30 protein-coding genes are annotated in these 23,769 nt (G+C 72.2%); 15 read left to right on the top strand and 15 right to left on the bottom strand.

All coding sequences use genetic code 11. The features are described from left to right. Positions 1–20 precede the first annotated feature (20 nt). Together ACIA77_RS44735 and ACIA77_RS44730 are read left to right on the top strand one after the other, a co-directional pair. Positions 21–2,135, top strand: coding sequence for a bifunctional lysylphosphatidylglycerol flippase/synthetase MprF (locus ACIA77_RS44735; RefSeq protein WP_395892262.1), 2,115 nt, complete (start codon positions 21–23; stop codon positions 2,133–2,135). Between the two features lie 74 nt (positions 2,136–2,209). Beyond that, positions 2,210–3,490, top strand: a complete 1,281-nt coding sequence (locus ACIA77_RS44730) for an MFS transporter (RefSeq protein ID WP_395892261.1) — start codon at positions 2,210–2,212, stop codon at positions 3,488–3,490. Here the strand turns inward: ACIA77_RS44730 and ACIA77_RS44725 are convergent. From ACIA77_RS44725 to ACIA77_RS44710, 4 genes are all read right to left on the bottom strand, one after another. Further along, positions 3,479–3,733 (bottom strand): hypothetical protein, encoded by a 255-nt coding sequence (locus ACIA77_RS44725; protein ID WP_395892260.1) that lies wholly within the window; start codon positions 3,731–3,733, stop codon positions 3,479–3,481. The genes ACIA77_RS44730 and ACIA77_RS44725 overlap by 12 nt on opposite strands. A 62-nt stretch (positions 3,734–3,795) precedes the next feature. Continuing rightward, positions 3,796–6,141, bottom strand: a complete 2,346-nt coding sequence (locus tag ACIA77_RS44720; protein ID WP_395892259.1) for an aerobic carbon-monoxide dehydrogenase large subunit — start codon at positions 6,139–6,141, stop codon at positions 3,796–3,798. Continuing rightward, positions 6,138–6,611 (bottom strand): (2Fe-2S)-binding protein, encoded by a 474-nt coding sequence (locus ACIA77_RS44715; RefSeq protein ID WP_395892258.1) that lies wholly within the window; start codon positions 6,609–6,611, stop codon positions 6,138–6,140. The genes ACIA77_RS44720 and ACIA77_RS44715 overlap by 4 nt, the downstream gene beginning before the upstream one ends. Beyond that, positions 6,596–7,474 (bottom strand): FAD binding domain-containing protein, encoded by an 879-nt coding sequence (locus ACIA77_RS44710; RefSeq protein WP_395892257.1) that lies wholly within the window; start codon positions 7,472–7,474, stop codon positions 6,596–6,598. The genes ACIA77_RS44715 and ACIA77_RS44710 overlap by 16 nt, the downstream gene beginning before the upstream one ends. 188 nt (positions 7,475–7,662) lie before the next feature. On the opposite strand from ACIA77_RS44710, the gene ACIA77_RS44705 reads away from it, so the two are divergent. Genes ACIA77_RS44705 through ACIA77_RS44655 form a run of 11 tightly spaced genes read left to right on the top strand, consistent with a single transcriptional unit; the run spans position 7,663 to position 14,610 of the window. Then, positions 7,663–7,911, top strand: a complete 249-nt coding sequence (locus tag ACIA77_RS44705) for a hypothetical protein (RefSeq protein WP_395892256.1) — start codon at positions 7,663–7,665, stop codon at positions 7,909–7,911. A 10-nt stretch (positions 7,912–7,921) separates the two neighbouring features. Further along, on the top strand, positions 7,922–8,788 hold the full coding sequence (locus ACIA77_RS44700) for an FAD binding domain-containing protein (RefSeq protein WP_395892255.1): 867 nt from the start codon (positions 7,922–7,924) through the stop codon (positions 8,786–8,788). Then, entirely contained in the window at positions 8,785–9,303 is a 519-nt protein-coding gene (locus ACIA77_RS44695) for a (2Fe-2S)-binding protein (RefSeq protein WP_395892254.1), read from the top strand. Before ACIA77_RS44700 ends, ACIA77_RS44695 begins: the two co-directional genes overlap by 4 nt. 10 nt (positions 9,304–9,313) lie before the next feature. Then, positions 9,314–11,704, top strand: a complete 2,391-nt coding sequence (locus ACIA77_RS44690) for an aerobic carbon-monoxide dehydrogenase large subunit (protein ID WP_395892253.1) — start codon at positions 9,314–9,316, stop codon at positions 11,702–11,704. A 10-nt stretch (positions 11,705–11,714) separates the two neighbouring features. Next, positions 11,715–12,641: an XdhC family protein gene (locus ACIA77_RS44685; protein ID WP_395892252.1), complete on the top strand. Its 927-nt coding sequence runs from the start codon at positions 11,715–11,717 to the stop codon at positions 12,639–12,641. After that, a complete protein-coding gene (locus tag ACIA77_RS44680; RefSeq protein ID WP_204095567.1) occupies positions 12,635–13,219 on the top strand; it encodes an SRPBCC family protein in 585 nt (194 codons plus the stop codon). The genes ACIA77_RS44685 and ACIA77_RS44680 overlap by 7 nt, the downstream gene beginning before the upstream one ends. 10 nt (positions 13,220–13,229) lie before the next feature. After that, complete coding sequence (locus ACIA77_RS44675; RefSeq protein ID WP_395892251.1) at positions 13,230–13,484, top strand: hypothetical protein; 255 nt, start codon at positions 13,230–13,232, stop codon at positions 13,482–13,484. Between the two features lie 13 nt (positions 13,485–13,497). Next, positions 13,498–13,725, top strand: coding sequence for a hypothetical protein (locus tag ACIA77_RS44670; protein ID WP_395892250.1), 228 nt, complete (start codon positions 13,498–13,500; stop codon positions 13,723–13,725). Positions 13,726–13,738: 13 nt separating this feature from the next. Next, complete coding sequence (locus ACIA77_RS44665) at positions 13,739–13,981, top strand: hypothetical protein (RefSeq protein ID WP_395892249.1); 243 nt, start codon at positions 13,739–13,741, stop codon at positions 13,979–13,981. A gap of 3 nt (positions 13,982–13,984) precedes the next feature. Beyond that, positions 13,985–14,254, top strand: coding sequence for a hypothetical protein (locus ACIA77_RS44660; RefSeq protein WP_395892248.1), 270 nt, complete (start codon positions 13,985–13,987; stop codon positions 14,252–14,254). Further along, positions 14,251–14,610 carry a hypothetical protein gene (locus tag ACIA77_RS44655; protein WP_395892247.1) on the top strand — a complete coding sequence of 120 codons (360 nt, stop codon included), beginning with the start codon at positions 14,251–14,253 and terminating at the stop codon, positions 14,608–14,610. Before ACIA77_RS44660 ends, ACIA77_RS44655 begins: the two co-directional genes overlap by 4 nt. 4 nt (positions 14,611–14,614) lie before the next feature. Here ACIA77_RS44655 and ACIA77_RS44650 read toward each other — a convergent pair whose 3' ends face one another. Genes ACIA77_RS44650 through ACIA77_RS44630 form a run of 5 tightly spaced genes read right to left on the bottom strand, consistent with a single transcriptional unit; the run spans position 14,615 to position 17,487 of the window. Then, a complete protein-coding gene (locus tag ACIA77_RS44650) occupies positions 14,615–15,004 on the bottom strand; it encodes a hypothetical protein (RefSeq protein WP_395892246.1) in 390 nt (129 codons plus the stop codon). After that, a complete protein-coding gene (locus ACIA77_RS44645; RefSeq protein ID WP_204095572.1) occupies positions 15,001–15,261 on the bottom strand; it encodes a hypothetical protein in 261 nt (86 codons plus the stop codon). Before ACIA77_RS44645 ends, ACIA77_RS44650 begins: the two co-directional genes overlap by 4 nt. A 9-nt stretch (positions 15,262–15,270) precedes the next feature. Next, on the bottom strand, positions 15,271–16,368 hold the full coding sequence (locus ACIA77_RS44640) for a VWA domain-containing protein (RefSeq protein WP_395892245.1): 1,098 nt from the start codon (positions 16,366–16,368) through the stop codon (positions 15,271–15,273). After that, complete coding sequence (locus ACIA77_RS44635; RefSeq protein WP_395892244.1) at positions 16,361–17,236, bottom strand: AAA family ATPase; 876 nt, start codon at positions 17,234–17,236, stop codon at positions 16,361–16,363. The genes ACIA77_RS44640 and ACIA77_RS44635 overlap by 8 nt, the downstream gene beginning before the upstream one ends. Beyond that, positions 17,233–17,487, bottom strand: a complete 255-nt coding sequence (locus tag ACIA77_RS44630; protein WP_395892243.1) for a hypothetical protein — start codon at positions 17,485–17,487, stop codon at positions 17,233–17,235. Before ACIA77_RS44630 ends, ACIA77_RS44635 begins: the two co-directional genes overlap by 4 nt. A 100-nt stretch (positions 17,488–17,587) precedes the next feature. On the opposite strand from ACIA77_RS44630, the gene ACIA77_RS44625 reads away from it, so the two are divergent. Continuing rightward, positions 17,588–18,535 (top strand): LysR family transcriptional regulator, encoded by a 948-nt coding sequence (locus ACIA77_RS44625; RefSeq protein WP_395892242.1) that lies wholly within the window; start codon positions 17,588–17,590, stop codon positions 18,533–18,535. An 84-nt stretch (positions 18,536–18,619) separates the two neighbouring features. Here the strand turns inward: ACIA77_RS44625 and ACIA77_RS44620 are convergent, their stop codons facing one another. Continuing rightward, positions 18,620–18,769 (bottom strand): hypothetical protein, encoded by a 150-nt coding sequence (locus tag ACIA77_RS44620; protein WP_395892241.1) that lies wholly within the window; start codon positions 18,767–18,769, stop codon positions 18,620–18,622. A 192-nt stretch (positions 18,770–18,961) separates the two neighbouring features. Here ACIA77_RS44620 and ACIA77_RS44615 point away from each other — a divergent pair, with 192 nt between their 5' ends. Continuing rightward, on the top strand, positions 18,962–19,297 hold the full coding sequence (locus ACIA77_RS44615; RefSeq protein ID WP_395892240.1) for a hypothetical protein: 336 nt from the start codon (positions 18,962–18,964) through the stop codon (positions 19,295–19,297). 60 nt (positions 19,298–19,357) lie between these two features. Here the strand turns inward: ACIA77_RS44615 and ACIA77_RS44610 are convergent, their stop codons facing one another. The 5 genes from ACIA77_RS44610 to ACIA77_RS44590 all read right to left on the bottom strand — a co-directional run bounded on the left by ACIA77_RS44610 (position 19,358) and on the right by ACIA77_RS44590 (position 23,656). Then, a complete protein-coding gene (locus tag ACIA77_RS44610) occupies positions 19,358–19,681 on the bottom strand; it encodes a putative quinol monooxygenase (protein WP_395892239.1) in 324 nt (107 codons plus the stop codon). 312 nt (positions 19,682–19,993) lie between these two features. Next, positions 19,994–21,643, bottom strand: coding sequence for a chaperonin GroEL (gene groL / locus ACIA77_RS44605; protein WP_395892238.1), 1,650 nt, complete (start codon positions 21,641–21,643; stop codon positions 19,994–19,996). A gap of 50 nt (positions 21,644–21,693) precedes the next feature. Then, on the bottom strand, positions 21,694–21,933 hold the full coding sequence (locus ACIA77_RS44600) for a hypothetical protein (protein ID WP_395892237.1): 240 nt from the start codon (positions 21,931–21,933) through the stop codon (positions 21,694–21,696). Continuing rightward, positions 21,930–22,652: an iron-sulfur cluster assembly protein gene (locus ACIA77_RS44595; protein WP_395892236.1), complete on the bottom strand. Its 723-nt coding sequence runs from the start codon at positions 22,650–22,652 to the stop codon at positions 21,930–21,932. The genes ACIA77_RS44600 and ACIA77_RS44595 overlap by 4 nt, the downstream gene beginning before the upstream one ends. Continuing rightward, positions 22,649–23,656, bottom strand: coding sequence for an amidohydrolase family protein (locus tag ACIA77_RS44590; protein WP_395892235.1), 1,008 nt, complete (start codon positions 23,654–23,656; stop codon positions 22,649–22,651). The genes ACIA77_RS44595 and ACIA77_RS44590 overlap by 4 nt, the downstream gene beginning before the upstream one ends. Positions 23,657–23,769 lie beyond the last annotated feature (113 nt).

Below are 23,769 nucleotides of genomic sequence, written 5' to 3'. Positions count from 1 at the left end.
TGAGCGACCGAGAGGGACCCATGGCCCAGCACGCCGCGGCGGTCGAGCCCGCGAGACACCCCGAGTTCCTCGACCGCCTGCGGTCGATCGTCCTGCTGCTGTGGCGGCGGGCCCCGTTCACCACCGCGGTGGTCCTGGTGATGGTCGTGGCAGGCCTCGCGACCGGGTCGCTGTGGAGCGCCGTGGCATCGCGCGAGTGGTTCCCGCTGGTCTCCTACGGCCTGCCCTCGCTGGAGAACGGGCGCTGGTGGACGTTCCTCACCGGGCCGTTCTTCGCACTGACGCCGATCTTCTACCTGCCGGTGGCCGGCGGCTTCGCCCTGCTGGTCGGCCCCGCGGAAGCGCGGCTGGGCACCCGCCGCACGGCCGCGATCGCCGTCGGCGCGCAGCTCGCCGCCACCCTCGGCGCGGCGCTGGTCCTGCTCGGCCTGCGCACCACCGGCTGGGACTGGGCCGTGGCACTGGCCGCACGCACCGACGTCGGCTTCTCGGCGGGAGCGCTGGCCGTGGTCGCGGTGGTGAGCGCGACCATCAAGTCGCCGTGGCGGCTGCGGCTGCGGGCGCTGCTGTGCGTGTACGTCGGCGTGTCGATCCTCTACGTCGGCACGCTCGCGGATCTCGAGCACTTGCTCGCGGTCGGGGCTACGCTACCGCTCGCGCGCCGCCTCGCCGGGCCCCGGCGCGTGCGCTCGCTGGGCAGGCCGAGCCGGCGGGAGTGGCGCCTGCTCGCGGTCACCGGCCTCGTGGTCGCCGGCGCCGTGCAGGTCGTGGTGCGCATCGCGCCGGGCCCCAGCCCGCTCGGGTCGACGGCCGGGCAGGCCGACTCGATCCCGGAGCTGGCCATCGTGCTGATCGTCATCGCGCTGATGATCAACGGCCTGCGCCGCGGCAAACGCGCCGCGTGGCGCTGGGCGGTCGGGCTCGCGTCGCTGATCGTGCTGCTCGGTGTGGTGATCGCCGTGCTCGTGGTGATCGCGGAGATCTTCGGCCTGGCTTACACGATCGAAAACGCGCCGTTCCTCGTCGCCGACGCCGTGCTGTGGGGTGCGGAACTGACCGTGCTGGTCGCGGCGCGCAGCGCGTTCCGCGTGCCCTCGCGGCGCAAACGCCGGCGGGCGCTCGGCACGCGCGACGTCGACACCGCGACCGAGCTGCTGCAACGCCACGGCGGCGGCACGTTGTCGTGGATGACCACCTGGCCCGAGAACTACCACTTCTTCCCCGACGACGAGTCCTACCTCGCCTACCACCGCCACGCCGGCGTCGCGATCGCGCTCGGCGACCCGATCGGCGCGGTCCCGGGCGCGATCACCGCGTTCTCGGAAGCGTGCGACAGCGCGGGGCTGATCCCGTGCCTGTTCTCGGTCACGGACGAGACGATCGCGGTCACCGACGGGCTCGGCTGGTCGCGCGTGCAGGTCGCCGAGGACACGATCGTCGACCTGGAGAACCTGGAGTTCCGCGGCAAGGCGTGGCAGAACGTGCGCTCGGCCCTCAACCGCGCGAAGAAGGAGAACGTCGCCTTCCGCCTCGTGACCCTGGCCGACGAGCCGTGGTCGCTCGTGGCGCAGGTGCGGGCGATCTCCGAGGAGTGGGTGGGGGACAAGGGGATGCCCGAGATGGGCTTCACCCTCGGCGGTGTCGACGAGGCGCTGGACCCGCGCACGCGCGTCGGCCTGGCCCTCGATCCCGAAGGGGTCGTGCAGGGCGTCACGTCGTGGCTGCCGGTGTACTGCGGCGACGGCCGGATCGGCGGCTGGACCCTCGACGTGATGCGCCGGCGCGGCAACGGGTTCCGGCCCGTCGTGGAGTTCCTCATCGCCTCGAGCTGCCAGGAGTTCCGCGCCGAAGGCGCCCGCTTCGTGTCCCTCTCGGGCGCCCCGCTGGCGCGCGCGCCGGACGCCCCGCCGGCCGCGCCGCTCGAACGCCTCCTCGACTCCTTCGGCGGCGCGATGGAGCCGTACTACGGCTTCCGCTCGCTGCACACCTTCAAGATGAAGTTCAACCCGCGCTACGTCCCGATGTACCTCGCCTACCGCGAGGAGGCCGACCTGCCGCGGATCGGGGTGGCGCTCACCCGCGCCTACCTGCCGGACGCGTCGCTCGGGTCGCTGGTACGGATGGGCAAAAGCTGACTTACTTCCGGACCTGCCGCCGGCGCCCGGCCGCCACTACTCTCGGCCCTTGATCAACAAGGGGGGAGCCGGGCATGGCGGAGCAGGTCCTCGACCGCGGCGCGCAGGTGCGCCGCGTGGCGCTGGCGAGTTCGATCGGCACGACGATCGAGTGGTACGACTACTTCATCTACAGCACGGCCACCGCGCTGGTGTTCAACAAGCTCTTCTTCCCTTCGCTGTCGCCGGCGTCGGGCACGCTCGCGGCGTTCGCGACGCTCGGCGTCGGGTTCGTGGCGCGCCCGCTGGGCGGGATCGTGTGGGGCCACTTCGGCGACCGCGTGGGGCGCAAGGCGATGCTCGTCGCGTCGCTGGTGCTGATGGGGCTCGCGACGGCCGCGGTCGGGGTGCTGCCGACGTACGGGTCGGCGGGCGTCCTCGCACCCGTGCTGCTCGTGGTGCTGCGGGTGCTGCAGGGCATTTCGGCGGGCGGCGAATGGGGCGGGGCGGCGCTGATGGCCGTCGAGCACGCGCCCGAGGGGCGCCGCGGCCGCTACGGCTCGTTCTCCCAGATCGGGGTGCCCGCGGGGCTCATCCTCGCGCAGCTGGTGTTCTTCGTGGTCTCGGGCGCCCTGTCGCCAGAGGACTTCCGGTCGTGGGGCTGGCGCGTGCCGTTCCTGGTCAGCCTCGTGCTCGTGGCCGTGGGCCTGGCGATCCGGCTGCGGGTGGCCGAGAGCCCGGTGTTCGCGCGGCTGCGGGACACGGGCGAGCGCAGCCGCGTCCCGATCGTCGAGGTGCTGCGGCAGCGCCCGCGCGAGGTGCTGGTGGCGGCGGTGAGCTTCATCGCGAACACGGCGCTGGGGTACGTGTTCTTCGCCTACCTGCTGTCGTACGGGACGTCGGTGCTCCACTTGTCCAGCACGACGATGCTGGTCGAGATCATCCTCGGCAGCGTGGTGTGGCTCGTGAGCATCGTGGCGGCGGCGAGCTGGTCCGATCGCGTGGGCCGCAAGCGGGTCTACCTCGTGGGCTCGGTCCTGCTGGTGGTGTGGTCGATCCCGTTCTTCCTGCTGGTCGACACGCGCCAGCCGTGGCTGCTCGGTGTCGCGGTGGTGGTGCTGAACCTCGGCCTGGGCGCGACCTACGGACCGCAGTCGGCGTTGTTCGCGGAGCTGTTCGAACCGCGGTTCCGCTACAGCGGCGCTTCCTTCGCCTACGCCGTGGGCGCCGTGCTGGGTGGCGGGTTCGCGCCGCTGATCGCGACGGCGCTGCAGACCTCGACCGGCACGTCGCTGTCGGTGTCGCTCTACATGGTCGGGGTCGCGGTGCTCAGTCTCGGTGCCGTGCTGGCCTTCCCCCGCTCGTCAGGCCGCTGAGTTCACGTCCAGCACGCGGATTCCCTCGGGCGTCAGCTCGGCGCGAACCCACTGCCCGGGCGCGCCGGGTGCCGCGGGGCGCACGAGGCCGGTGTGCGTGAGCCGATGGGCCGTCGCCTGGTCGGTGCAGAGCAGGCCGTCGACGCGCAGGTCGGGTTCGCGGCCGCCGGCCAGCTCGGCCCGGCCATCGGCGACGGCCCGCAGCATGGCGAGCGCCCGGCCCGTGAGCGGGGTGGCAGACATGGCGGCTCCTTTCCGCACTCCCCGTCAGGAACACGGATCGGGCGCCGCGCCGGTTCAGGCGGTCAGGAAATCGCCAGGTCGGCGCGCAGCGGCGCGCCCTTCATGGCCCGCCACACCGCGGCCGGCGTGAGCGGCATGTCGGCGTGGCGCACGCCGAAGGGCCCCAGCGCGTCCACGACCGCGTTGACGACGGCGGCGGGTGAGCCGACCGTGGCCGATTCGCCGATGCCCTTGGCGCCGATCGGGTGGTGCGGTGACGGCGTGACGGTCTCGCCCAGCTCCCACGACGGGCACTCGAGCGCCGTCGGCAGCAGGTAGTCCATGAACGAGCCACCGAGGTGGTTTCCCTCGGGGTCGAAGGCCACGAGCTCCATCAGCGCCATGCCGATGCCGTCGGCGAGCCCGCGGTGGACCTGGCCCGCGACGATCATCGGGTTGATGCGCACACCGCAGTCGTCGACCGCGACGAAGCGGCGCACCCGCACCTGGCCCGTGCCGGCGTCGACGTCGACCACGCACAGGTACGCGCCGAACGGGTAGGTCAGGTTGGGTGGGCTGTACACGCTGCTCGCGTCGAGCTGGCCCTCGACGCCGTCGGGCAGGGCCAGGTCGGAGTGGGCGGCCAGCGCGATCTCGCGGATCGTGTGCCCGCGGTCCGGCACGCCGCGCACGAACCAGCGCCCGCGTTCCCACTCGAGGTCGTCCGGGCTCACCTCGAGCATCGCCGACGCGACCTGCCGCGCGCGTTCGCGGACCTTGCGCGCCACCGTCACCGCGGCCGCGCCGGACACCGGGGTCGAGCGGGAACCGTAGGTGCCGAGGCCGAACGGCGTGTGGTCGGTGTCGCCCTGCACGACCTCGACCTCGTCCGGCGGGATGCCGAGCTCGTGGGACACGAGCTGCGCGAACGTCGTCTCGTGGCCCTGTCCCTGCGACATGCAGGAAAGCCGCAGCACGGCCGAACCGGTGGGGTGCACGCGCAGCTCGGCGCCGTCGGCCATGCCGAAGCCCAGGATGTCCATGTGCTCGCGCGGGCCCGCGCCGACGGCCTCGGTGAAGAAGCTGAGCCCGATGCCCATCAGCTCGCCGCGCCTCCGCTTGGCCGCCTGTTCGCGGCGCAGCTCGTCGTAGCCGGCCAGCTCCTTCACCAGCTCCAGCGCGCGCGGGTAGTCGCCCGAGTCGTACTGCCAGCCGGTCGCGCACGTGTAGGGGAACTGGTGCGGGCGCAGCAGGTTGCGCATGCGCAGCTCCGCCGGGTCCATCCCGAGCTCGCGCGCCAGCACGTCCATCATCCGCTCGACGACGTACACCGCCTCGGTGATCCGGAACGAGCACGCGTACGCGACGCCGCCCGGCGCCTTGTTCGTGTACACGCCGGTGACCGAGCAGTACGCGGCCGGCAGGTCGTAGGACCCGGTGAAGACGTGGAAGAACCCGGCCGGGAACTTCGCGGGCTGCGCGGTGCCGTTGAACGCGCCGTGGTCGGCGAGCACCCGCACGCGCAGCCCGAGCAGCTTGCCCTCGCGCGTCGCCGCGATCTCACCGCTCATGTGGTAGTCGCGGGCGAACGCGGTGCTCATCAGGTTCTCGGAGCGGTCCTCGGTCCACTTCACCGGCCGTCCGGTCACCATCGAACCGACGACGGCGCACAGGTATCCGGGGTACATGCCGACCTTGTTGCCGAACCCGCCGCCGATGTCGGGCGCGACGATGCGGATGCGGTGCTCGGGCAGCCCCGTGACGCGCGAGTACAGCAGCCGGTGCGCGTGCGGTGCCTGCGCGGTGGCCCACACGGTGAGCTTGCCGGTGATCGCGTCGACGTCCGCCACCGCGCCGCACGTCTCCAGCGGTGCCGGGTGCACCCGCGGGTAGAGCATGTCCTGGCGCGCCACCACGTCCGCCTTCGCGAACGCGGCCTCGGTCGCCTCGGCGTCGCCGGCCGACCAGTCGAACACGTGGTTGTCGGCCTTGCCGAGGTCGTCGCGGATCACGGCAGCGCCGGGCGCGAGCGCGGCCGGCGCGTCGACGACCACCGGCAGCGGTTCGTACTCGACGTCGATCAGCTCCAGCGCGTCGCGCGCCGCGTAACGGTCTTCGGCGACGACGAACGCGATCTCCTGACCCTGGAACCGGACCTTGTCCGTGGCGAGCACGGCCTGGACGTCGTGCGAGAGCGTCGGCATCCACGCCATCCCGCGCGCGGCCAGGTCCTCGCCCGTGAGCACCGCGCGGACCTTCGGGTGCGCCTCGGCCGCGCTCGCGTCCACCGACACCAGGCGCGCGTGCGCGTGCGGGCTGCGCAGGATCGCCCCGTGGAGCATCCCGGGCAGCACCAGGTCGTCGACGAACGTGCCGCGCCCGCGCACGAACCGCGCGTCTTCCTTGCGCGGCAACGAGCCGTAGGTCATGCCGGTGCTCCGTCCGGGTGCTCGGCCGCCCACCGGATCGAGCGGACGATGTTCTCGTAGCCGGTGCAGCGGCACAGCTGCCCGGAGATCGCTTCGCGGATCACGGCCTCGCTCGGATCCGGGTCGTGGTCGAGCAGCCAGCGCGCGGTCATCAGCATGCCGGGGGTGCAGAACCCGCACTGGATTCCGTGGCACGCCACGAAACCCTGCTGCACCGGGTCGAGCGCGGCGCCGTGGCCGAGGTCCTCGACCGTGCGCACGCGCTTGCCGTCGGCCATCGCGGCGAGCACCGTGCACGACTTCACGGGCAGGTCGTCGAGCCACACCACGCACGTGCCGCAGTTGGAGGTGTCGCAGCCCCAGTGCGTGCCGGTGAGCCCGAGGTCGTCGCGCAGGAAGTGCACGAGCAGCAGGCGCGGTTCGACCGTGCGGCGCTGGGTTTCGCCGTTGACCGTCACCGTGATCTCCACGCGACCGCTCTTTCCTTGGCCCGGTGCAACGCTCGCGTGGTGAGCGTCGCGACGAGGTGGCGCTTGTAGTCCACCGGCCCGCGCTGGTCGGCGGCCGGCGAGCAGTGCTCGGCCGCGATGAGCCCGGCCTTCTCGAACCGCTCCGCCGACGCGCCGCCGCCCCGCAGGAAGTCCTCGGCCTCGGCCGCGACGAACCGCGTCGCGCCCACCGCGGTGAGCCCGATGCCGGCCTCGGCCACGCCGTCGCCGTCCAGCACCAGCGACGCGCCGGCGGCCGCGACCGCCCAGTCGCCCGCGCGGCGGCCGACCTTCGCGTACGCGCTCCCGCCGCCTTCGCGGATCGGCAGCCGCAGCTCCACCAGCAGCTCGGCGGGGCCGACGACCGTGCTGTAGGGGCCGCTGAAGAACTCCCGCACCGGCACCGTCCGCGTGCCCTCCTCGCCGCGGATCACGGCGTTCGCGTGCACGGCGGCGAACGCGGCGGAGAGGTCCTCCGACGGATCCGCCTGGCACAGCGAGCCGCCGACGGTGCCGCGGTTGCGCACGATCGGATCGGCGATCACGCGCTCGGCGTCGGGCAGGATCGGGAACAGCGCGCCGGCTTCCGCCGACGTCAGCAGCTCCGCGTGCCGCACGAGCGCACCGATGCGCAGCTCGCCGCCGTCGATCCCGATGCCCGCCAGCTCCGTGAGCTCGTTGACGTCGACGAGCGCCTCCGGCCGGGCCAGCCGCAGCTTCATCATCGGGATCAGGCTGTGCCCGCCCGCGATCACGCGGCTTTCCGGGCCGTACTTGGCCAGCAGCGCCAGCGCGTGCTCGACGCTCGAGGCCCGCTCGTACTCGAACTGCGCCGGCACCTGCATAACGGTCGATCGTCCCCGTCGCGCGCGGGCGCCGCAACAGCGGATTAACCGATGCCCTAATTCGCGCGGGGGACCGGTTCCGCCCAGGTCGGCTCGGGGTTAAGCAAAGGGTTAATCCTGGATTGTCCGGCTCCCCGTCCGGAGGGAGCATCACCGCACCTGACCAACGGCGGAAGCAGGTGCGCGTCATGCGGATCGAGTCCGACGGGTACAGCCGCGGCAACCCCCGGCTGTACGAGCTCGTGGAGGACGCACCCGACGAAGGTCCCGCGGCGGGACACAGCCCGACGGTGCGGGCGTGGCCCGAGCTCGTGGACTTCCTGAAGGTGGCGGGCCGCCCGGTCGCCGGTCCGTGGCCACCGCACCAGCGCCCGCGCCCCGACCCGGAGGAGGACACCCTCCCCACGGCCGTGGCCGAACCTCCCGAAACCACCTGAGGAGGGCCACGTGTACCCGTCCCGGTTCCGCTACGAAGCTCCCCGGTCGCTCGCCGAAGCGCTCGACCTGCTGCACTCCGGCGGCGACGAGGCCAAGGTGCTCGCGGGCGGGCAGAGCCTTGTACCGCTGATGAAGCTGCGCTTCGCCTCGCCCTCGCTCGTCGTGGACATCAACAACATCCGCGGCCTGGCCCACCACGAACTCGACGCCGCCGGCAACCTCCACGTCGGCGCGCTGTGCCGGCACGCCGACCTCGAACGGTCCGAGCTGCTCAAGTCCACGCAGCCGACGATGGCGGCCGCGGCGCCGCTCGTGGCCGACCCCATCGTGCGCAACCGCGGCACGCTCGTCGGCTCGCTGTGCCACGCCGACCCGCAGGGCGACTGGGCGTCGGTGGTGCTCGCGCTCGACGGGTCGATCGTCGCGGAAGGCCCGGCCGGGCGGCGGACGATCGCGGCCCGCGACTTCGTGCTCGGGCCGTTCCAGAACGCGCTCGCGCCCGACGAGATCGCCGTCGAAGCGGTCATCCCCGCACCCCGCGGCACACCCTCGGGCGGCTACCTCAAGCTGGAGCGCCGGGTCGGCGACTTCGCGACGGTCGGGGTCGCCGTGGCGATCGAAACCCAGTCCGGCACGGTCACCCGCGCCGGCATCGCGCTCACCGGCGTCGGCGCCTCGACGATCGAGGCCACCGACGCGGAACACGCGCTCGTCGGCGGCCCGCTGACCGCCGGCAGCGTCGCGCACGCCGCCGAACTGGCCGCGGCGGCCGCACGCCCGAAGACCGACCACCGGGGCACGGCCGGGTTCAAACGCCACCTGGTGCGCACGTTCGTCGTGCGCGCGCTGGCCGGCAACGGGGAGGAAGCGGCATGACGAGCGTTCACGAGATCCACGACGAAGCGACCGGCGACGTCCCCGTCCGCCGGATCACGGTCACGGTCAACGGCGAGCGGCACGTGGTCGAGTGCGAACCGCGGCTGCTGCTCGCACACCTGCTGCGCCAGGGCCTGCGGCTCACCGGCACGCACATGGGGTGTGACACCACCAACTGCGGCGCGTGCACCGTGCTCGTCGACGGGCGCGCGGTGAAGTCGTGCACGATGTTCGCGGTGCAGGCCGACGGGCACGACGTGATGACCGTCGAAGGGCTCGCCACGGCGAGCGAGCTGCACCCGCTGCAGGAGGGCTTCCGGCAGGAACACGGGCTGCAGTGCGGTTTCTGCACGCCGGGGATGATGCTCTCGGCCAAGGCGCTGCTCGACGAGAACCCGGATCCGTCCGAAGAGGACGTCCGCTGGGCGCTGTCGGGGAATCTGTGCCGCTGCACGGGGTACCAGAACATCGTGAAGTCGGTGCTGTGGGCCGCCGCCAAGCTGCGGTCCGAATAGGAGGATCGACGTGTCGCAGGCGTTGGACGAGAACAAGATCGGCGGGCTCGGCGCGAGCCGCAAGCGCGTGGAGGACAACCGGTTCATCCGCGGCCGCGGGAACTACACCGACGACATCGTGCTGCCCGGCATGCTGCACATGGAGATCCTGCGCAGCCCGCTCGCGCACGCGCGCATCAAATCGATCGACGCGAGCCGGGCGTGGGAGATCCCGGGTGTGCGGCTCGTGCTCACCGGCGAGATGGCCGCGACGCGCAACCTCGCCTGGATGCCCACGCTGTCCTACGACACCCAGGCCGTGCTGGCCACGGACAAGGTCCGCTTCCAGGGCCAGGAAGTGGCGTGCGTCGTCGCCGACGACCCGTACATCGCCAAGGACGCGTGCGAGGCCATCGACGTCGAGTACGAGCCGCTGCCGGTGATCGTGAGCCCCGAGCAGGCCGTGGCGCCGGACGCGCCGGTGATCCGCGACGACAAGGCCGGCCAGGCCGACAACGTCGTGTACCGCTGGGAGGTCGGCGATCGCGCCGGCACCGACGCGGCGTTCGAGCGGGCCGATGTGGTCTCGAAGCTGCGGCTGCACTACCCGCGTTCGCACCCGTCGCCCATCGAGTGCTGCGGCTCGGTCGCGGACTTCGACCGCGCGACGCAGAAGCTCACCGTCTACATGACCACGCAGGCGCCGCACATCATCCGCGCCGCCGTCGCGATGGTGGCCGAACTGCCCGAGCACATGATCCGCATCATCTCCCCGGACATCGGCGGCGGGTTCGGCAACAAGGTGCCCGTGTACCCCGGCTACGTGTGTTCGATCCTGTGCTCCATCCTGCTGGAGCGCCCGGTGAAGTGGATCGAGGACAAGTCCGGCAACCTGATCTCCACCGGCTTCGCCCGCGACATGTACCTCGACGGTGAGCTGGCGCTGCGCGCCGACGGCAAGATCCTCGGCGTCCGCATGCACGCCGACGCCGACCACGGCGCGTTCTTCGCCGACGCGCAGCCCAGCAAGTTCAAGATCGGGCTGCTGCACTCCACGTTCGCCTGTTACGACGTCCCGGCCGCGCACCTGACCGCGCGCGGCACGTACAGCAACAAGGCGCCCGGCGGCGTCGCGTACCGCTGCTCGTTCCGCGTCACCGAGGCGATGTTCTTCCAGGAACGCATGGTCCACCAGGCTGCGAAGGACCTCGGCCTGGACCCGGCGGAGTTCCGGCGGCGCAACTTCGTGCGCGCCGACGCGTTCCCGCACCGCACGCCGTTCGGGTTCCTCGTCGATTCCGGCCAGCCCGAAGCGTGCCTCGACGTCGGCCTGCGAGCCGTCGGCTATGAGGACTTCCTGCGGCAGAAGGAGGAAGCGCGCAGCCGCGGGCGCCGCCTCGGCATCGGGATCTCGACGATGACCGAACCGCTGGGCGCGGGCAACAGCCGCGAGTACGACATCCTCGGGATCAAGATGTTCGACTCCGCCGAACTGCGCGTGCACTTGACCGGCAAGGCGCTGCTGCGCGTCGGGGCGAAGAGCCAGGGCCAGGGTCACGAGACCACGTGGGCCCAGATCGTGAGCCACGAGCTCGGCATCCCGGCCGACGACGTCACGGTGGAGGAGGGCGACACCGACACCGCGCCGTTCGGCATGGGCACCTACGCCTCGCGCAGCACCCCCGTCGCGGGCGCGGCGATCTCCATGGTGTCGCGCAAGGTCCGGGCCAAGGCGCGCAAGCTCGCGGCGCACCTGCTCGAAGTGTCCGAAGAGGACCTGGAGTGGGAACTCGGCCGCTTCCACGTGCGCGGTGCGCCGACGCAGGGCGTGACCATCCAGGAATGTGCGATGGCCGCGTACTCCAACATGCCCGACGGCATGGAACCCGGGCTGGAGAACCACGCCTACTACGACCCGCCCAACCTGACCTGGCCGTTCGCGGTGTACATCGTGACGGTCGAGGTCGACCCGGAGACGGGCGTGTGGGACGTGCTGAACACGGTCGCGGTCGACGACTGCGGCGTGCGCATCAACCCGATGATCGTCGAGGGCCAGATCATGGGTGGGCTGACCGAGGCCTACGCGATGGCGAACATGCAGTTCATCACCTTCGACGCCGAGGGCAACTGCGTCGGCTCGAACTACATGGACTACCTGCTGCCCACCGCGTGGGAGACGCCGGGGTTCGAGCTGCACAGCGAGGTCGTCACCCCGTCGCCGCACCACCCGATCGGCGCCAAGGGCATCGGCGAGTGCGCGGCGGTCGGCGGGCCGGCGGCGTTCGTGAACGCGGTCATGGACGCGCTCGACGACACCGGCGTGCGCAACATCGACATGCCGCTGCTGCCCGACCGCGTGTGGGAGGCGCTGACGCAGCGCCACGACGTGTCCGGTGCGCCGCCCGTGCGCACGGACGACTGAGGTGAGTGCCGTGTCCGCGCCGGATGGCTGGGACGTGCTCGAACAGGCGGGCGAACTCGCCCGCCGCGGCGAGGCGTTCGCCCTCGCGACCGTGGTGTGGCGGCAGGGCCCGTCGTCGGGCAAGCAGGGCTGCCGCGCGATCATCACGGCCGCCGGTGAGCTGCACGGGTGGATCGGCGGGGCGTGCGCCGAACCGACGGTGCTGCGAGAGGCCCGGCAGGCGCTCGTCGCGGGCGAGCCCCGGTTGCTGCTGCTCGGGTCGCCCGACCAGTTCGCCGGGGCGGTGCCCGAGGGCATGACCGTGGTCCCGATCTCGTGCCAGAGCGAGGGCGCGCTGGAGGTCTACATCGAACCCGTGCAGCCCGCGCCGCACCTGGTGGTGGTCGGGCGCTCGCCGATGGCGCGCACACTCGTGGAGCTGGCGGGTTCGCTCGGCTGGCACGCGCAGCTCGCCGACGATCCGGCGGCGGCCACCGAGCGGTCGTTCGTGGTCGTCGCGACGCAGGGCCACGCCGACGAGGACGCGGTGGAACGCGCGCTGGCCGCGCGGCCGGTGTACCTCGGGCTCGTCGGGTCGCGCCGGCGCGGCGCGGCGGTGCTCGGGTACCTCGCCGATCGCGGTGTCGCCGCCGATCAGCTCGCCCGGGTGCAGGTGCCGGCCGGGCTCGACCTCGGCCACGTCTCGCACCGGGAGATCGCCGTGGCGATCCTCGCGGAGCTGGTGCGGATCCGGGCGGCGCGCGGGATCCCGCCGGTAGCGGCCGTCACCCAAGCCGCCGAGACCACCGAAGCCGTGGACCCGGTGTGCGGCATGACGGTCATCGTGACCGACCCGGTGGTCTACGAGGGTCTCGAACACAGCTTCTGCTGCGCCGGGTGCCGCGCCGAATTCCTGCGCGACCCGGCCGCCTACGCGAAGAAGGAGAGCCGATGCTGATCCGCAACCAGTTCGAGGTCGCGCAGCCGGTCGACAAGGTCTGGCGCTTCTTCGACGACGTGCCCGCCGTGGCGACGTGCCTGCCCGGCGCCGAACTGACCGAGGAGCTCGGCGACGAGCGCTACCGCGGCCGCGTGGGCGTCCGGCTGGGACCGGTGTCGCTCAAGTTCGACGGCGTCGCCGCCATCACCTCGCGCGACGAGGAAGCCCGCCGGCTCGTGGTCGACGCGAGCGGTGCCGAAGCCCGCGGCCGGGGCCAGGCGGCCATGGTCGTGACGGCGACGCTCGCGCGCGCGGACGTGGGCACCCGCGTCGACTTCGAACAGGACCTGCAGGTGTCCGGCGCCGCCGCGCAGTACGGGCGCGGCATGATCTCCGACGTCTCGTCGGTGCTGATGCGCCAGTTCGCCCTCAACGTGCAGGAGGCCATCGCGCGCGCCGAACGCGGCGAGCAGCCGGCGGCCCGGCACGCGGCGGCCCCCGCGCGCGGGTTCACCATCGGCCTGCAGGCCACGCTGATGGCGCTCAAACGCGTGTTCCGCCGGTTCTTCGCGCCCTATCCGAGCACCCCGGCCTGAGGAGGCAACCGTGGTCCTGTGGTGGATCGGCAACGCCGTGCTGCTGTTCGTGGTGCTGCCCGTCGTCATCGCCCTGCTCAACCGCGTGCTCGCGGCGCTCGAGCGGATCCGCGCCGCGGCCGACGGCGTCCTCGCCGGCGGCGGGCGGCTCGCGGGGCAGCTCGAACCCGTGCCCGCCGCGCTCGCGCGCACCGACCGCACCATCGACGAAGTGGCCGTCGGCGCTACCCGCTACGCCGGCAGCGTCGCGAAGCTGCTGGGCTGAAAGGAGTTCCGCCATGCCCGCCGCCGCCTGGGCCACGCTGGCCGTCAGCGCTGTGATCATCCTGTTCGTCGCCGTCGGGTTGCTGCGCGTCATCCTCCACCTGCGCCACGTCCGCCGCACCCTCGGCGGAGTGCTCGGCGGGGTGCGGGTGATCGCCGAGCGCACGGCGCCCGTGCCCGTCGCGCTCGGTTCGGTGAACGCGAACCTCAAGCCGGTGCGCGATTTCTGCGAGTCGGTGTGAAAGGGGGAGTGTCGTGACGACGGGCTGGATCATCGGCTTCTCGATCGGCGGCGCGCTCGTGGTGGTCGTCGTCGCGCTCGTGGTGCCGATCCTGGTGCTGGCGCGCTCCATCGGCCGCGCCGCGCCGCTGATCGACGACGAGCTCAAGAAAGCCGAACGCGACACGGCGTCGCTCGCCGGGCTGCGCACCACCATCGACCACGCCGAGGTCATCGTCGCGGGCCTGCGACGCGGCCGCGCGCGGCTGGGAGGCTGAGCCATGTCCACGGAAACCCTGTGGTGGATCGCGCTCGCGGCCGGCCTCGTGGTGCTCCTCGTGGTCGTCGCGTTGCTGAGCCTGCTCATCCGCTACGTGCAGGTGATCGACCGCCGCGTCGGCGGCATCCGCGACACGCTGCACGGCGCCGAGGCGAACACGGCGGACACCGCGCTCATCCCCGTCACGGCTTCGCGCGTCGACGCCGTGCTCGCCGAAGGCCTGGAACACCACCTGTTCCTGGGCCGCGTGCTCGGAAAGGTGAAGTCGTGACCACCACCCTGGTCGTGCTGACCGTCGTCGAGATCGCCTTGCTCATCGCGGGCTTGGCCGGTTACCTGTTCTGGGTCGGCAGCCTGCTCGGCCGCGTCGCCACGAACCTCGAGGACTGCGCGGAAACCGTGGCGCGCATCAACGAGCACGCCGAAGCGATCGTCCCGGGCGTCTCCCACATCAACCGCACCGGCGGCGTGGTGGCCGGCGCGCTGCCGCTGCTGTACGGGATGGCGGAGGAGATCGTCGCCGGGGCGACGGACACGCCGCCCACCGAGGAGCGCGAGCCGGCGCGGCCGGCGTCGGGCACGCGGCGGTCGCGGCTGCACCAGGCGGTGGGGTTCGCTCCGCACTGAGCGCTCACCCGCTGCGGCCGATCCAGTTCTCGTGCCAGGTGTGCTCGTACTGGGCTTCGTTGCAGCGCGGGCGGTAGACCGCGGTGAGCTCGCGGACGATCTGCTCGCGGTGCGCGGGCAGGCCGCCCGGGACCTCGTAGGTGCAGATGTGCACCTTCCACCGCGAACCGGCCCGCGCGATCCAGCACGGGGCGCGCGGGTGGCGGAACGGCAGGCGCGCGCGGGACAGGTCCTCGGCGTGGCCGACGTAGATCACGGCGTAGCGGTCGGGCCGGCCTTCGGGATCGGGCCGGTACAGGACGGCGTACACCGCGGCCACCGCCGGCGGCGTCCAGCCGCCCAGCAGGCGCGGGCCGTCGAACGGGTAGCCCGCCGCGGTGCCGAGGCGGATCACTCGCTCACGGCCTCGACGCGGCCCACCGGCAGCGGCGGCAGGCCCGCCTCGCGCGCGGCGCGGCGGAACTCCGCGGTGGCCAGGGTGATCGCCTTGTCGCGGTCGGGCGCGTCGACGAGCAGCCGCACGCCGTAGCGCGTGGTGCCGATGCCGCTGGCGATGCCGCCCGCCGCGGCGACCGCGTCGGCCAGGTTCACGATCTCCTCGCGCGTGAACACGCGGTCGCCGTCCGCCTCGATGCCCACACTCCACCGCATCGCGCTCTCCTAACCGAGCCGCGGCAGCTCCGCCGCGAGCTCCTCGAGGCTGCGCAGGTCGTGGCCGCTCACCAGCAGGTCCACGTACGGCGCGGCGATCGTCATGCCGAGCGCACCCGGCCCGGTGCCACCGTGCGGGTTCGTCCACACCAGCCGGTGGCACAGCCTCGAGAGCCGCTCCACCGCCCGGGCCAGCACGTCCGGGTCGCCGCGGTCGAACCCGTCGGAGCAGATCACGACCACGCCGCCGCGGCACAGGCCCCGCCGGCCGTAGGTGCGGACGAACTCGTCCAGCGCGGCCCCGATCCGGGTTCCGCCCTCCCAGTCGACCACGGCCGCGGCCGCTCGCGCCAGTGCCTCGTCGGCGTCGCGCGCGGCCAGCCGGTCCGTGATCCGCGTCAGGCGCGTGCCGAAGCAGAACACCTCGACCCGCGCCGCCGCGCGGCGGGCGGAATACGCGAACTGCAGCAGCGCTCGCGAGTGGTCGGCCATCGACCCGGACACGTCGAGCACGAGGATCAGCGGCCGCAGCCGCACGCGCCGCGCCCGCCACCGCAGGGCACGCGGTTCACCGAACGTCCGCAGCGAGTCGCGCACCGTGCGCCGCAGGTCCGGCGCGCGGCCCGTGTGAGCGGGCCGGGTGCGGCGGGTGCGGCGCTTCGGCGGTGTCAGGCGCAGCCGGGCCATGATGCGGCGGATCGCGGCGAGCTCTTCGGGGGTGCACGCGGTGAACGACTTGCGGTTGAGGGTGTCCACATCGGACGCCGAGAGCCCGAGCCGCGTGTCCGTCTCCTGCTCCTCGCCCCGCTCGGTCTCGGGCATCGCGAGCACGGCGTCGGTCGCGGATTCGGCGAGGATCGTGCGCAGTTCGGCGGGCGGTTCGCCGGCGCCGAGGAAGTAGCGCCGGAACGTTCCGTCGTGGCGGGGGAGGTCCTCGTGGCGCTTCACCAGCGTCGTGCGCCCGCCCCAGTACAGGTCGACGAGGTCGGCGGGATCCAGCGTCGTCATGGCGCGGCAGTAGGTGAGCACGTCACCGGAGCCGACGGGCAGCCCGGCTTCGCGCAGGGCCCGCGCGAAACCGGTGAGCACGCTCGTGAACTCAGCCACGGGAGGTGAGCTCCGCCAGGTTTTCCCGCACCACGTCGAGGTCGTCGCGGTCCTTCACCACGGCGCCGAGCGTGTCGGCGGCGGCGCGCTCGTCGAGGACCGGTTCGCCGAGGAACCGCAGCATGCGCGCCCAGTCGATGGTTTCGGCGACCCCGGGCGGCTTCGCGAGGTCGAGCTCCCGCAGCCGGCGCACGGCGGCGACGACCTGCCGCGCCAGCGCCGCCTCGACGCCGGGCTCGCGCACGCGCACGATCTCCACTTCCCGGTCGGCGCCCGGGTAGCCGAGCCAGTGGTAGAGGCAGCGGCGCTTGAGCGCGTCGTGCAGTTCGCGCGTGCGGTTGGAGGTCAGCACGACCAGCGGCGGGCTGGGCGCGGCGATCGTGCCGATCTCGGGGATCGTGACCTGGAAGTCCGAGAGCAGTTCGAGCAGGAAGGCCTCGAACTCGTCGTCGGCGCGGTCGATCTCGTCCACGAGCAGCACCGCCCCGGCGCCCGCGCGGACGGCGGCCAGCAGCGGCCGTTCGACGAGGAACTCGGGTCCGAACAGCTGCTCCACCACGGAGTCGTCGTCGGCCCGGTGGTCCTGCAGCGCGCGGATCCGCAGCAGCTGGCGGGCGTAGTCCCATTCGTAGAGCGCCTGGGCGGTGTCGATGCCCTCGTAGCACTGCAGCCGGATCAGCCGGCGCTCCAGCACGGTGGCGAGCGTCTTCGCGACCTCGGTCTTGCCGACGCCGACCTCGCCCTCCAGCAGCACGGGCCGGTGCAGCCGCAGCCCGACGAGCAGCGCAGTGGCGAGGCCGCGGTCGGCGAGGTAGCCCCCGCCCCGCAGGGCGGCGGTGAGGTCCGCGACGGTGTCCGGTTCGCTCATCCCTGCTCGTCAGCGCCGAGCACGAGATCACGCACCGTGGTCGTACCGGGGGCCAGCTTCCCCTCGCGCGCGAGCTGGGTGCGCCAGGCGGACCGCAGGTCGCCGTCGCCCGCGGCGGCCAGCTCGCCGAACCCGACGGCGGCCATGCTCTTGCACGCCCGCTGCGGGCCGCAGGCGGCCTCGACCTCGTCGGCGTCCTGGCCGCGGGCACGCCAGACTTCGCGCAGGACCTCCAGGGCTTCGTCGTCCATGAACCGAAGCTAACGCTCTCGACCGGCTCGTCCGGGGCTGGATTAACCCTTTGCTTAAGGAGTAGTGTCGATGGTCCGGGGTTACCGAGAGTATTTGACCATGACACTGGGCCAGCTCAACGCGTTCGTCCTGGTGGCGAGGCTGGGATCGGTCACCGACGCCGCGAAGGCGCTCGGCGTGAGCGAGCCCGCGGTGTCGCAGGCCCTGGCCGCGCTGCGCCAGCACCACGGCGACAAGCTGCTCACCAAGCGCTCCGGCGGCATGACCCTCACCGCGGGCGGCAGCCGGCTGCTGCCCATCGCGTCACAGATGGTCGCGCTCGGCGCCGAGGCCGACGCCGCCGTGCGCCAGGCCAACGGCTACGCGGCGCGGCTGCAGCTCGCCGTCACGAGCGAGATCGCGGAGTTCGTGGCGAACCCGCTGCTGGAGGCGTTCACGCGAAGATCCGGCAACGCCATCGACGCGTCGTCCGGGCTCGCGCGCGTGGCCGAGTTGCCCGTGCTGATCGCCAACCGCCTCGCCGACGTCGCGCTCGGCCCCGACGTGACCGGCGAAGGCGGCCAGGACCTCGACTGCACGCCGATCTTCCGAGCGTCGCTCGTGGTCGTCGGCTCACCGCACTGCCGCCACCAGGGCAGCCCGGCGCACTGGCCGTGGCTGCTCGACCCCTCCGGCGCCGACCCCGGCAGTGACACCGGCCGGCTGCTCGCGCGCCTCGGCGTACCCGACGACGCGATCCAGGTCTTCCCGAACCAGACCGCCGCGTGGTCGGCCGCCGCCAGCGGGAGCGGCGTGTCGGTGGCGCTGGAGCACCTCGTGGCCCCGCAGCTGCGCCGGCACGAACTCGCCGTCGTCCCGACGCGCCACACGCCGATGTCGACGTGCTGGTACGTGACCACCCTGCCCACCGACCGCCGCACCGGCGCGGCCAACTCGCTGCGCCACTTCCTCACGACCCCGGCGGCGATGCACGTGATGCGCGCGCCGGGCAGCGGGGTGCCCCCGTCGAGGTTCAGGCCACCGGTGTACGTGACGATCTGGTCCTAGCTGGACGGTGCGATCCGGTGCGAGGGCCTGGGCGCACCGCCGATTCCTTTGCGGTGCCGCGTTTTTCAGCGCCTTCAGCGTCTTTCAGCGGGCGATCGGCTTGCCGGCGTTCCCCGTGACGAGGTGCCCGATGCTCATCCCGACCCCGACGCCCACCTCGGCCGCCCAGGCGAAACCGAGGGCCGTCGTGAGGGCGATGCTCAGCGCGAGCCCGGGTTCTTCCTTGCGGTACAACGGTTCTTCTCCTTTCGCCGGTCTTCGTGGTGTGCTGGTCCGGTCCTGTGCGGGTGCTGTCATGTCCTACCGTCCCCTCGAGTCAGCGGCGTCCACGCTAACAACCTGAGCTGTGGTGGCCAGGGACTTCACCCGGACGTTGTAACGGACGAGCATCATGGGCGGCAGGAACTTCACCGAAGGAGTGACCACATGGGACTGAAGGACATCGTGGCTTCGACCACCGAGCTGTACACGGCCACCCGCGTGTACGGCGAGCCCGTTGAAAAGGACGGCATCGTTGTCATCCCGGCGGCCATGGTCACCGGCGGCGGTGGCGGCGGCCACGAGGAACCGGACAAGGAAGGCCTCGGCTTCGGACTCTTCGCGCGCCCCACGGGCGCCTTCGTCGTCCGCGGCTCCGAGGTCACGTGGGTACCGGCCGTCGACGTCACCGCGTGGGGCATCACGGCGGGTGCCGTCGTGATTTCCCTGGCGTGGATCCTCGGCCGCGCGGCCCGCCGCTCCCGGCGGGGCAGAAAGCGGTGACCGCCGGACGGGGCCGGACCCGTCGCGGCGGTCCGGCCCCGTACTGGGTGGTGGGGGCGGTCAGTCGATGCGGAGCTCCGCCATGGGGCTCCAGCCGGCGCCCGGGGCGTCGAGGCTGACGATCTCGGGCGTGCGGGCGATGACGCCGGGCATCCACGCCATCGCCTTCGCGAAGTGCGCCGACGCGAGGTGCGCGCGGCCGGCGTCGGGGTCGGCGAACGCTTCGACGAGCACGAACTGGTGGGGCACGTCGACGCTGCGCGACCATTCGAAGAACAGGTTCCCCGGTTCGCGCCGGGTGGCGAGGGTGAACTCCTCGACCAGGCCGAGCCAGTCTTCGCTGCGCTCGGGCCGCACCGTGAACTTGACGACGATGAAGATCATGGTGTCCTCCGCAAAGCCGCAGTGGCCGCACGTGCTGTGACCGGGCGTGGGCCGGGCGCCGCGACCACCCGTACCCACGACCAGCCGCGGCCCCCGGCGGGCGTCCCGCGCCGGGAACCGAGTCCGGGAACGCCGGGGCCGCGCGCCCCGGCTCGCCGGTGGCCGATTGCCGTCCGGCTGCTCCGGTTGTTCGCCAAAAGTCGCGTCACCCGGCCGGTCCGCCGTGGCGGAGGAGGGACCAGGTGCCGGAAGCACTCGGCAAGCCGACCCGGCCGGCGGGTGCCCCGCGAGGAGCACCGCCGGCCCGGCGACTCAGTAGATGTTCGACGGCCGCACCATGCCCTCGGCCAGATCGCCGAAGCCGGGGGCCACGATGGCGCCCGGGTTCTGGATGATCTCCTCCACGACGAGCGTCTCGGTCGTCAGCAGCAGCGCTGCGATCGAGGCCGCGCTCTGCAGGGCCGAGCGGGTGACCTTCAGCGGGTCGATGACACCCGCGTGGAACATGTCGCCGTACTCGCCGGTGAGGGCGTTGAAGCCGGAGCCGCGCGGGGCGGAGCTGACGCGCGAGAGCACCTCGTCGCCGTCGTAACCCGCGTTGATCGCGATCCAGCGCAGGGGCTCGGCCAGCGCGCGCCGGACGATGTCGCGCCCGACCGCCGCGTCGCCGGTCAGCTCGAGACCGTCGAGTTCCGACCGGGCCTGCACGAGCGCCGTGCCGCCGCCCGCGACGATGCCCTCCTCGATGGCCGCGCGCGTCGCCGAGAGTGAGTCCTCCACGCGGTGCTGCTTCTCGCGCAGCTCGACCTCCGTCGCGGCGCCCACGTGGATCACGGCGACGCTGCCGGACAGCCGCGCGATCCGCGCCTGCAGGCTGTCCTGGTCGTGCTCGTTCTCCGCGCGCTCGAGCTCCCGCTTGATCTGCTCGATCCGCGCGGACACCGCCGTGTCGGCACCCGCGCCGCCGACGAGCGTGGTGCTGCCCTCGGTGACCGTGATGCGCCGGCAGCGGCCCAGCTGCTCCAGCCGCACCGCGTCGAGGCTCTGACCCGCGTCGCCGGTGATCACCTCGCCGCCGGTGAACACGCCGAGGTCCGACAGCTCCGCGATGCGCCGGTGCCCGAAACCGGGCGCGCGCACCACGACCGACTTGAACGTGTTGTGCACGTTGTTCGCCACGAGCATGCCCAGCGCGGGCCCGTCGACGTTCTCCGCGATGATCACCAGCGGCTTCTGCGTCCTGGTCACCTGCTCCAGGAGCGGCATCAGCGTCTGCACCTTCGAGATCTTCTCGTTGGTCAGCAGCAGGTACGGGTCCTCGAAGACCGTTTCCATCCGGTCCTTGTCCTGCGCCATGTACGGCGAGATGTAGCCGTTGTCGAATTCGACGCCGTCCACGAAGTTCACCTGCAGCCCGAAGGCCGGCGACTCCTCGACCGTCACCACGCCCCCGAGCCCGACGCGCCCCATCGCCTCGGCGATGATGTCGCCGATCTCCGGGTCGTTGTTCGCCGACAGCGTCGCGACGTGCGCGAGGTCGCCCGCTTCCGTGACTTCGCGCGCGGTCGTCTGCAGCACCTCGACGACGCGCTGCACCGCCTTCTGGATGCCGTTCTTCAGCAGCTGGGGGTTGGCGCCGTCGTCGACCGCGCGCAGGCCTTCGCGCACGATCGCCTGCGCCAGCACGGTGGCGGTGGTCGTGCCGTCACCCGCCACGCCGTTGGTCTTCATCGCCACTTCCTTCACCAGCTGCGCGCCCATGTTGGCGAACGGGTTGCGCAGCTGGATCTCCTTGGCGATGGTCACGCCGTCGTTGGTGATCGTCGGCGCGCCGGTGAGCTTCTCGATCACCGCGTTGCGGCCTTTCGGGCCGAGCGTCACCTTCACCGCGTCGGCGAGCGCGTTCACGCCCGACTCCAGCAGCTGGCGCGCTTCGACGTTGAACCGCAGATCCTTGGCCATGTCTGTCCTTTCCGTACGGAGGTCGTGGTCGCGGCTGAACCTGCCGGCGGTCAGGGCACGAGGATCGCGCGGCCGCGGACGGGGCCGCGGTCCAGATCGTCGAGCGCCTTCTCGGAATCCGTCAGGGCGTACGTGCTGGTGCGCGGCGAGACCCGGGCCCGCGCCGCGAACACCGTGGGCTCGGCGGGATCGGAGGACGACCCGTCGAGGTTGATCTCGGTGGAGCTGAACTCGGTGATCGGCACCGCCGGCGTCCCGCCGTAGCCGAACACCGAGAGCACCGCTGTCACGAGGGCACTTCTTCGGCCATGCGCGAGTAGCGGGTGTGCAGCAGCCCGCGGCACAGGCCCGCGTTGCCCTCGATGCTCACGCGTACGGCTTTGGCGAACCGCAGCCGAGCGGCGACGTTTTCCGCGGGGATCTCTTCACCGCTGTCCTCGAGCAGCAGCGGTGACGCCGGGTCGGTGGGTAGCCCCAGTTCGGCGCGGCGGCGCAGCAGGCTCTCGCGTTCGGGAGACTGCGGCACGTCGCCGAGCCGGCCCGCCGACAGCGCGTCGACCTGCCAGCCCTCGGCCACGAGCTTGCGCACCGCGCGCTCCAGGCACGCCAGGTGCGCCTTGCGGCGGAACGTGCGCCGCAGCTCGTCGAGCTCGCCGCCGGCCTGCGCGGGGAACGACCCGCTGAAGCCGGCGTCCGCCGCCACTCCCGCGTTGATCTCCTCGGCGGCGAAGTGGTCCTCCAGCACGATGTCGACCGTGTCGACGCTCGGCAGCGCCAGCACCGCGTCGTGCGCGTCGGCCACCATCAGGTAGGCGAAGTTGGGCGCGCAGAAGTAGGTCGGCAGCCGCAGCCGCACCGACACGGCGTGGCCGCGGTCGTCGTGCAGGCGCACCTGGACGCCGGCCACGAAACCGAGGTCCGTGATCGCTTCGTCGAGTTCGGGGTCGACGACCGTGGCGAGCGTGCGCCAGACCCGGCTGGTCAGCGTTTCGGCCGTGGCGGCGGTCATGCCGGAACCCGGGCGGCCGGTCCGGCGGTGACCTCGGCGGGCACCTCGATGTCGTAGAGCTCGGCGGCGTTGAGGCCGAGGATCTTCTTCTTGACCTCGGTGCTCAGCGTGCCGTACTCGGCCTGCATGTCCTCGGGGATCTGGAAGTCCACGAACTTCTCGACGAGCCACTTCGGCTGCCAGATCGCGTAGTCGCTGGCGAAGGTGATGCGGTCTTCGTCGAGCCAGTAGAGCAGCTCGCCGATGATCTGCGCGAAGTAGCGCGGTCGCGTGTGGATGAACGGCATCGCGACCGCGAGTCCACCGTAGACGTTCGGCTCCTGCGTCGCGATCCAGCAGAAGTCCTCCAGCCGCGGCAGGCCCACGTGCTCGATGATGAAGTTCAGGTTCGGGAACGCACTGGCCGCGTCGTCGACGTCGGCCACGTCGAACGCGTCGCGGTTGAGCGGGTAGATCGTCGGTCCCTTGTGGACGTGGATGTTGCGGATCCCCAGCTGCTCGCACTTCTCGAGGTACCGGTAGGCCCACGGGTCCGAGAGCTTCCAGCCCTTCGAATCGCCCTTCCACTCGGCCGTGTAGAGCTTCACGCCCTTGAGGTTCCACCGCCGCGCCAGCGCTTCGAGCTTGGCCAGGCCGGCCTCGCCGTCACGCGGGTCGAACGCCCCGTTGACGATGAACTTGCCCGGGTTGTTCTCCGCGACCACGCCGTCCTGCTCGGTGGTGTTGAACCCGTTGACGTAGAAGTCGGTGAGGTAGGTCGGCTGGAAGATGGCCTTGTCCACGTAGCCCGCGGTGAACAGGTCCTCGATCAGCGTCTGCTCCGAGTACTTCCCGAACTTCTCCAGCGACCACAGCCACTCCGCCGGGCTCAGGTTGCGGTGGTAGTCGTAGAAGCACTCGATGAAGCCTTTGCCGTACCGGTTGGCCTGGTTGGCGGGGCTGCCGTCCCAGAAGTGCACGTGGCTGTCGACGATGAAGTAGCTCTCGCCGTCCTTGCGATACATGGGGATCCTCTCGTCGGGAAGCGGGCCGGGGGGGGGGGGGGGGGGGGGGGGGGGGGGCCCCGCCCCCCCCCCCCCCCCCCCCCCCCGCCCCCCTGGGGCGCGAACCGGCGCTG

It is taken from the genome of Amycolatopsis sp. NPDC051903, assembly GCF_044452505.1.
In the GTDB taxonomy this organism is placed as follows: domain Bacteria; phylum Actinomycetota; class Actinomycetes; order Mycobacteriales; family Pseudonocardiaceae; genus Amycolatopsis.
The sequence above is the reverse complement of the archived record's forward strand: the minus strand, read 5'-3'. Positions and strand labels throughout refer to the sequence as shown.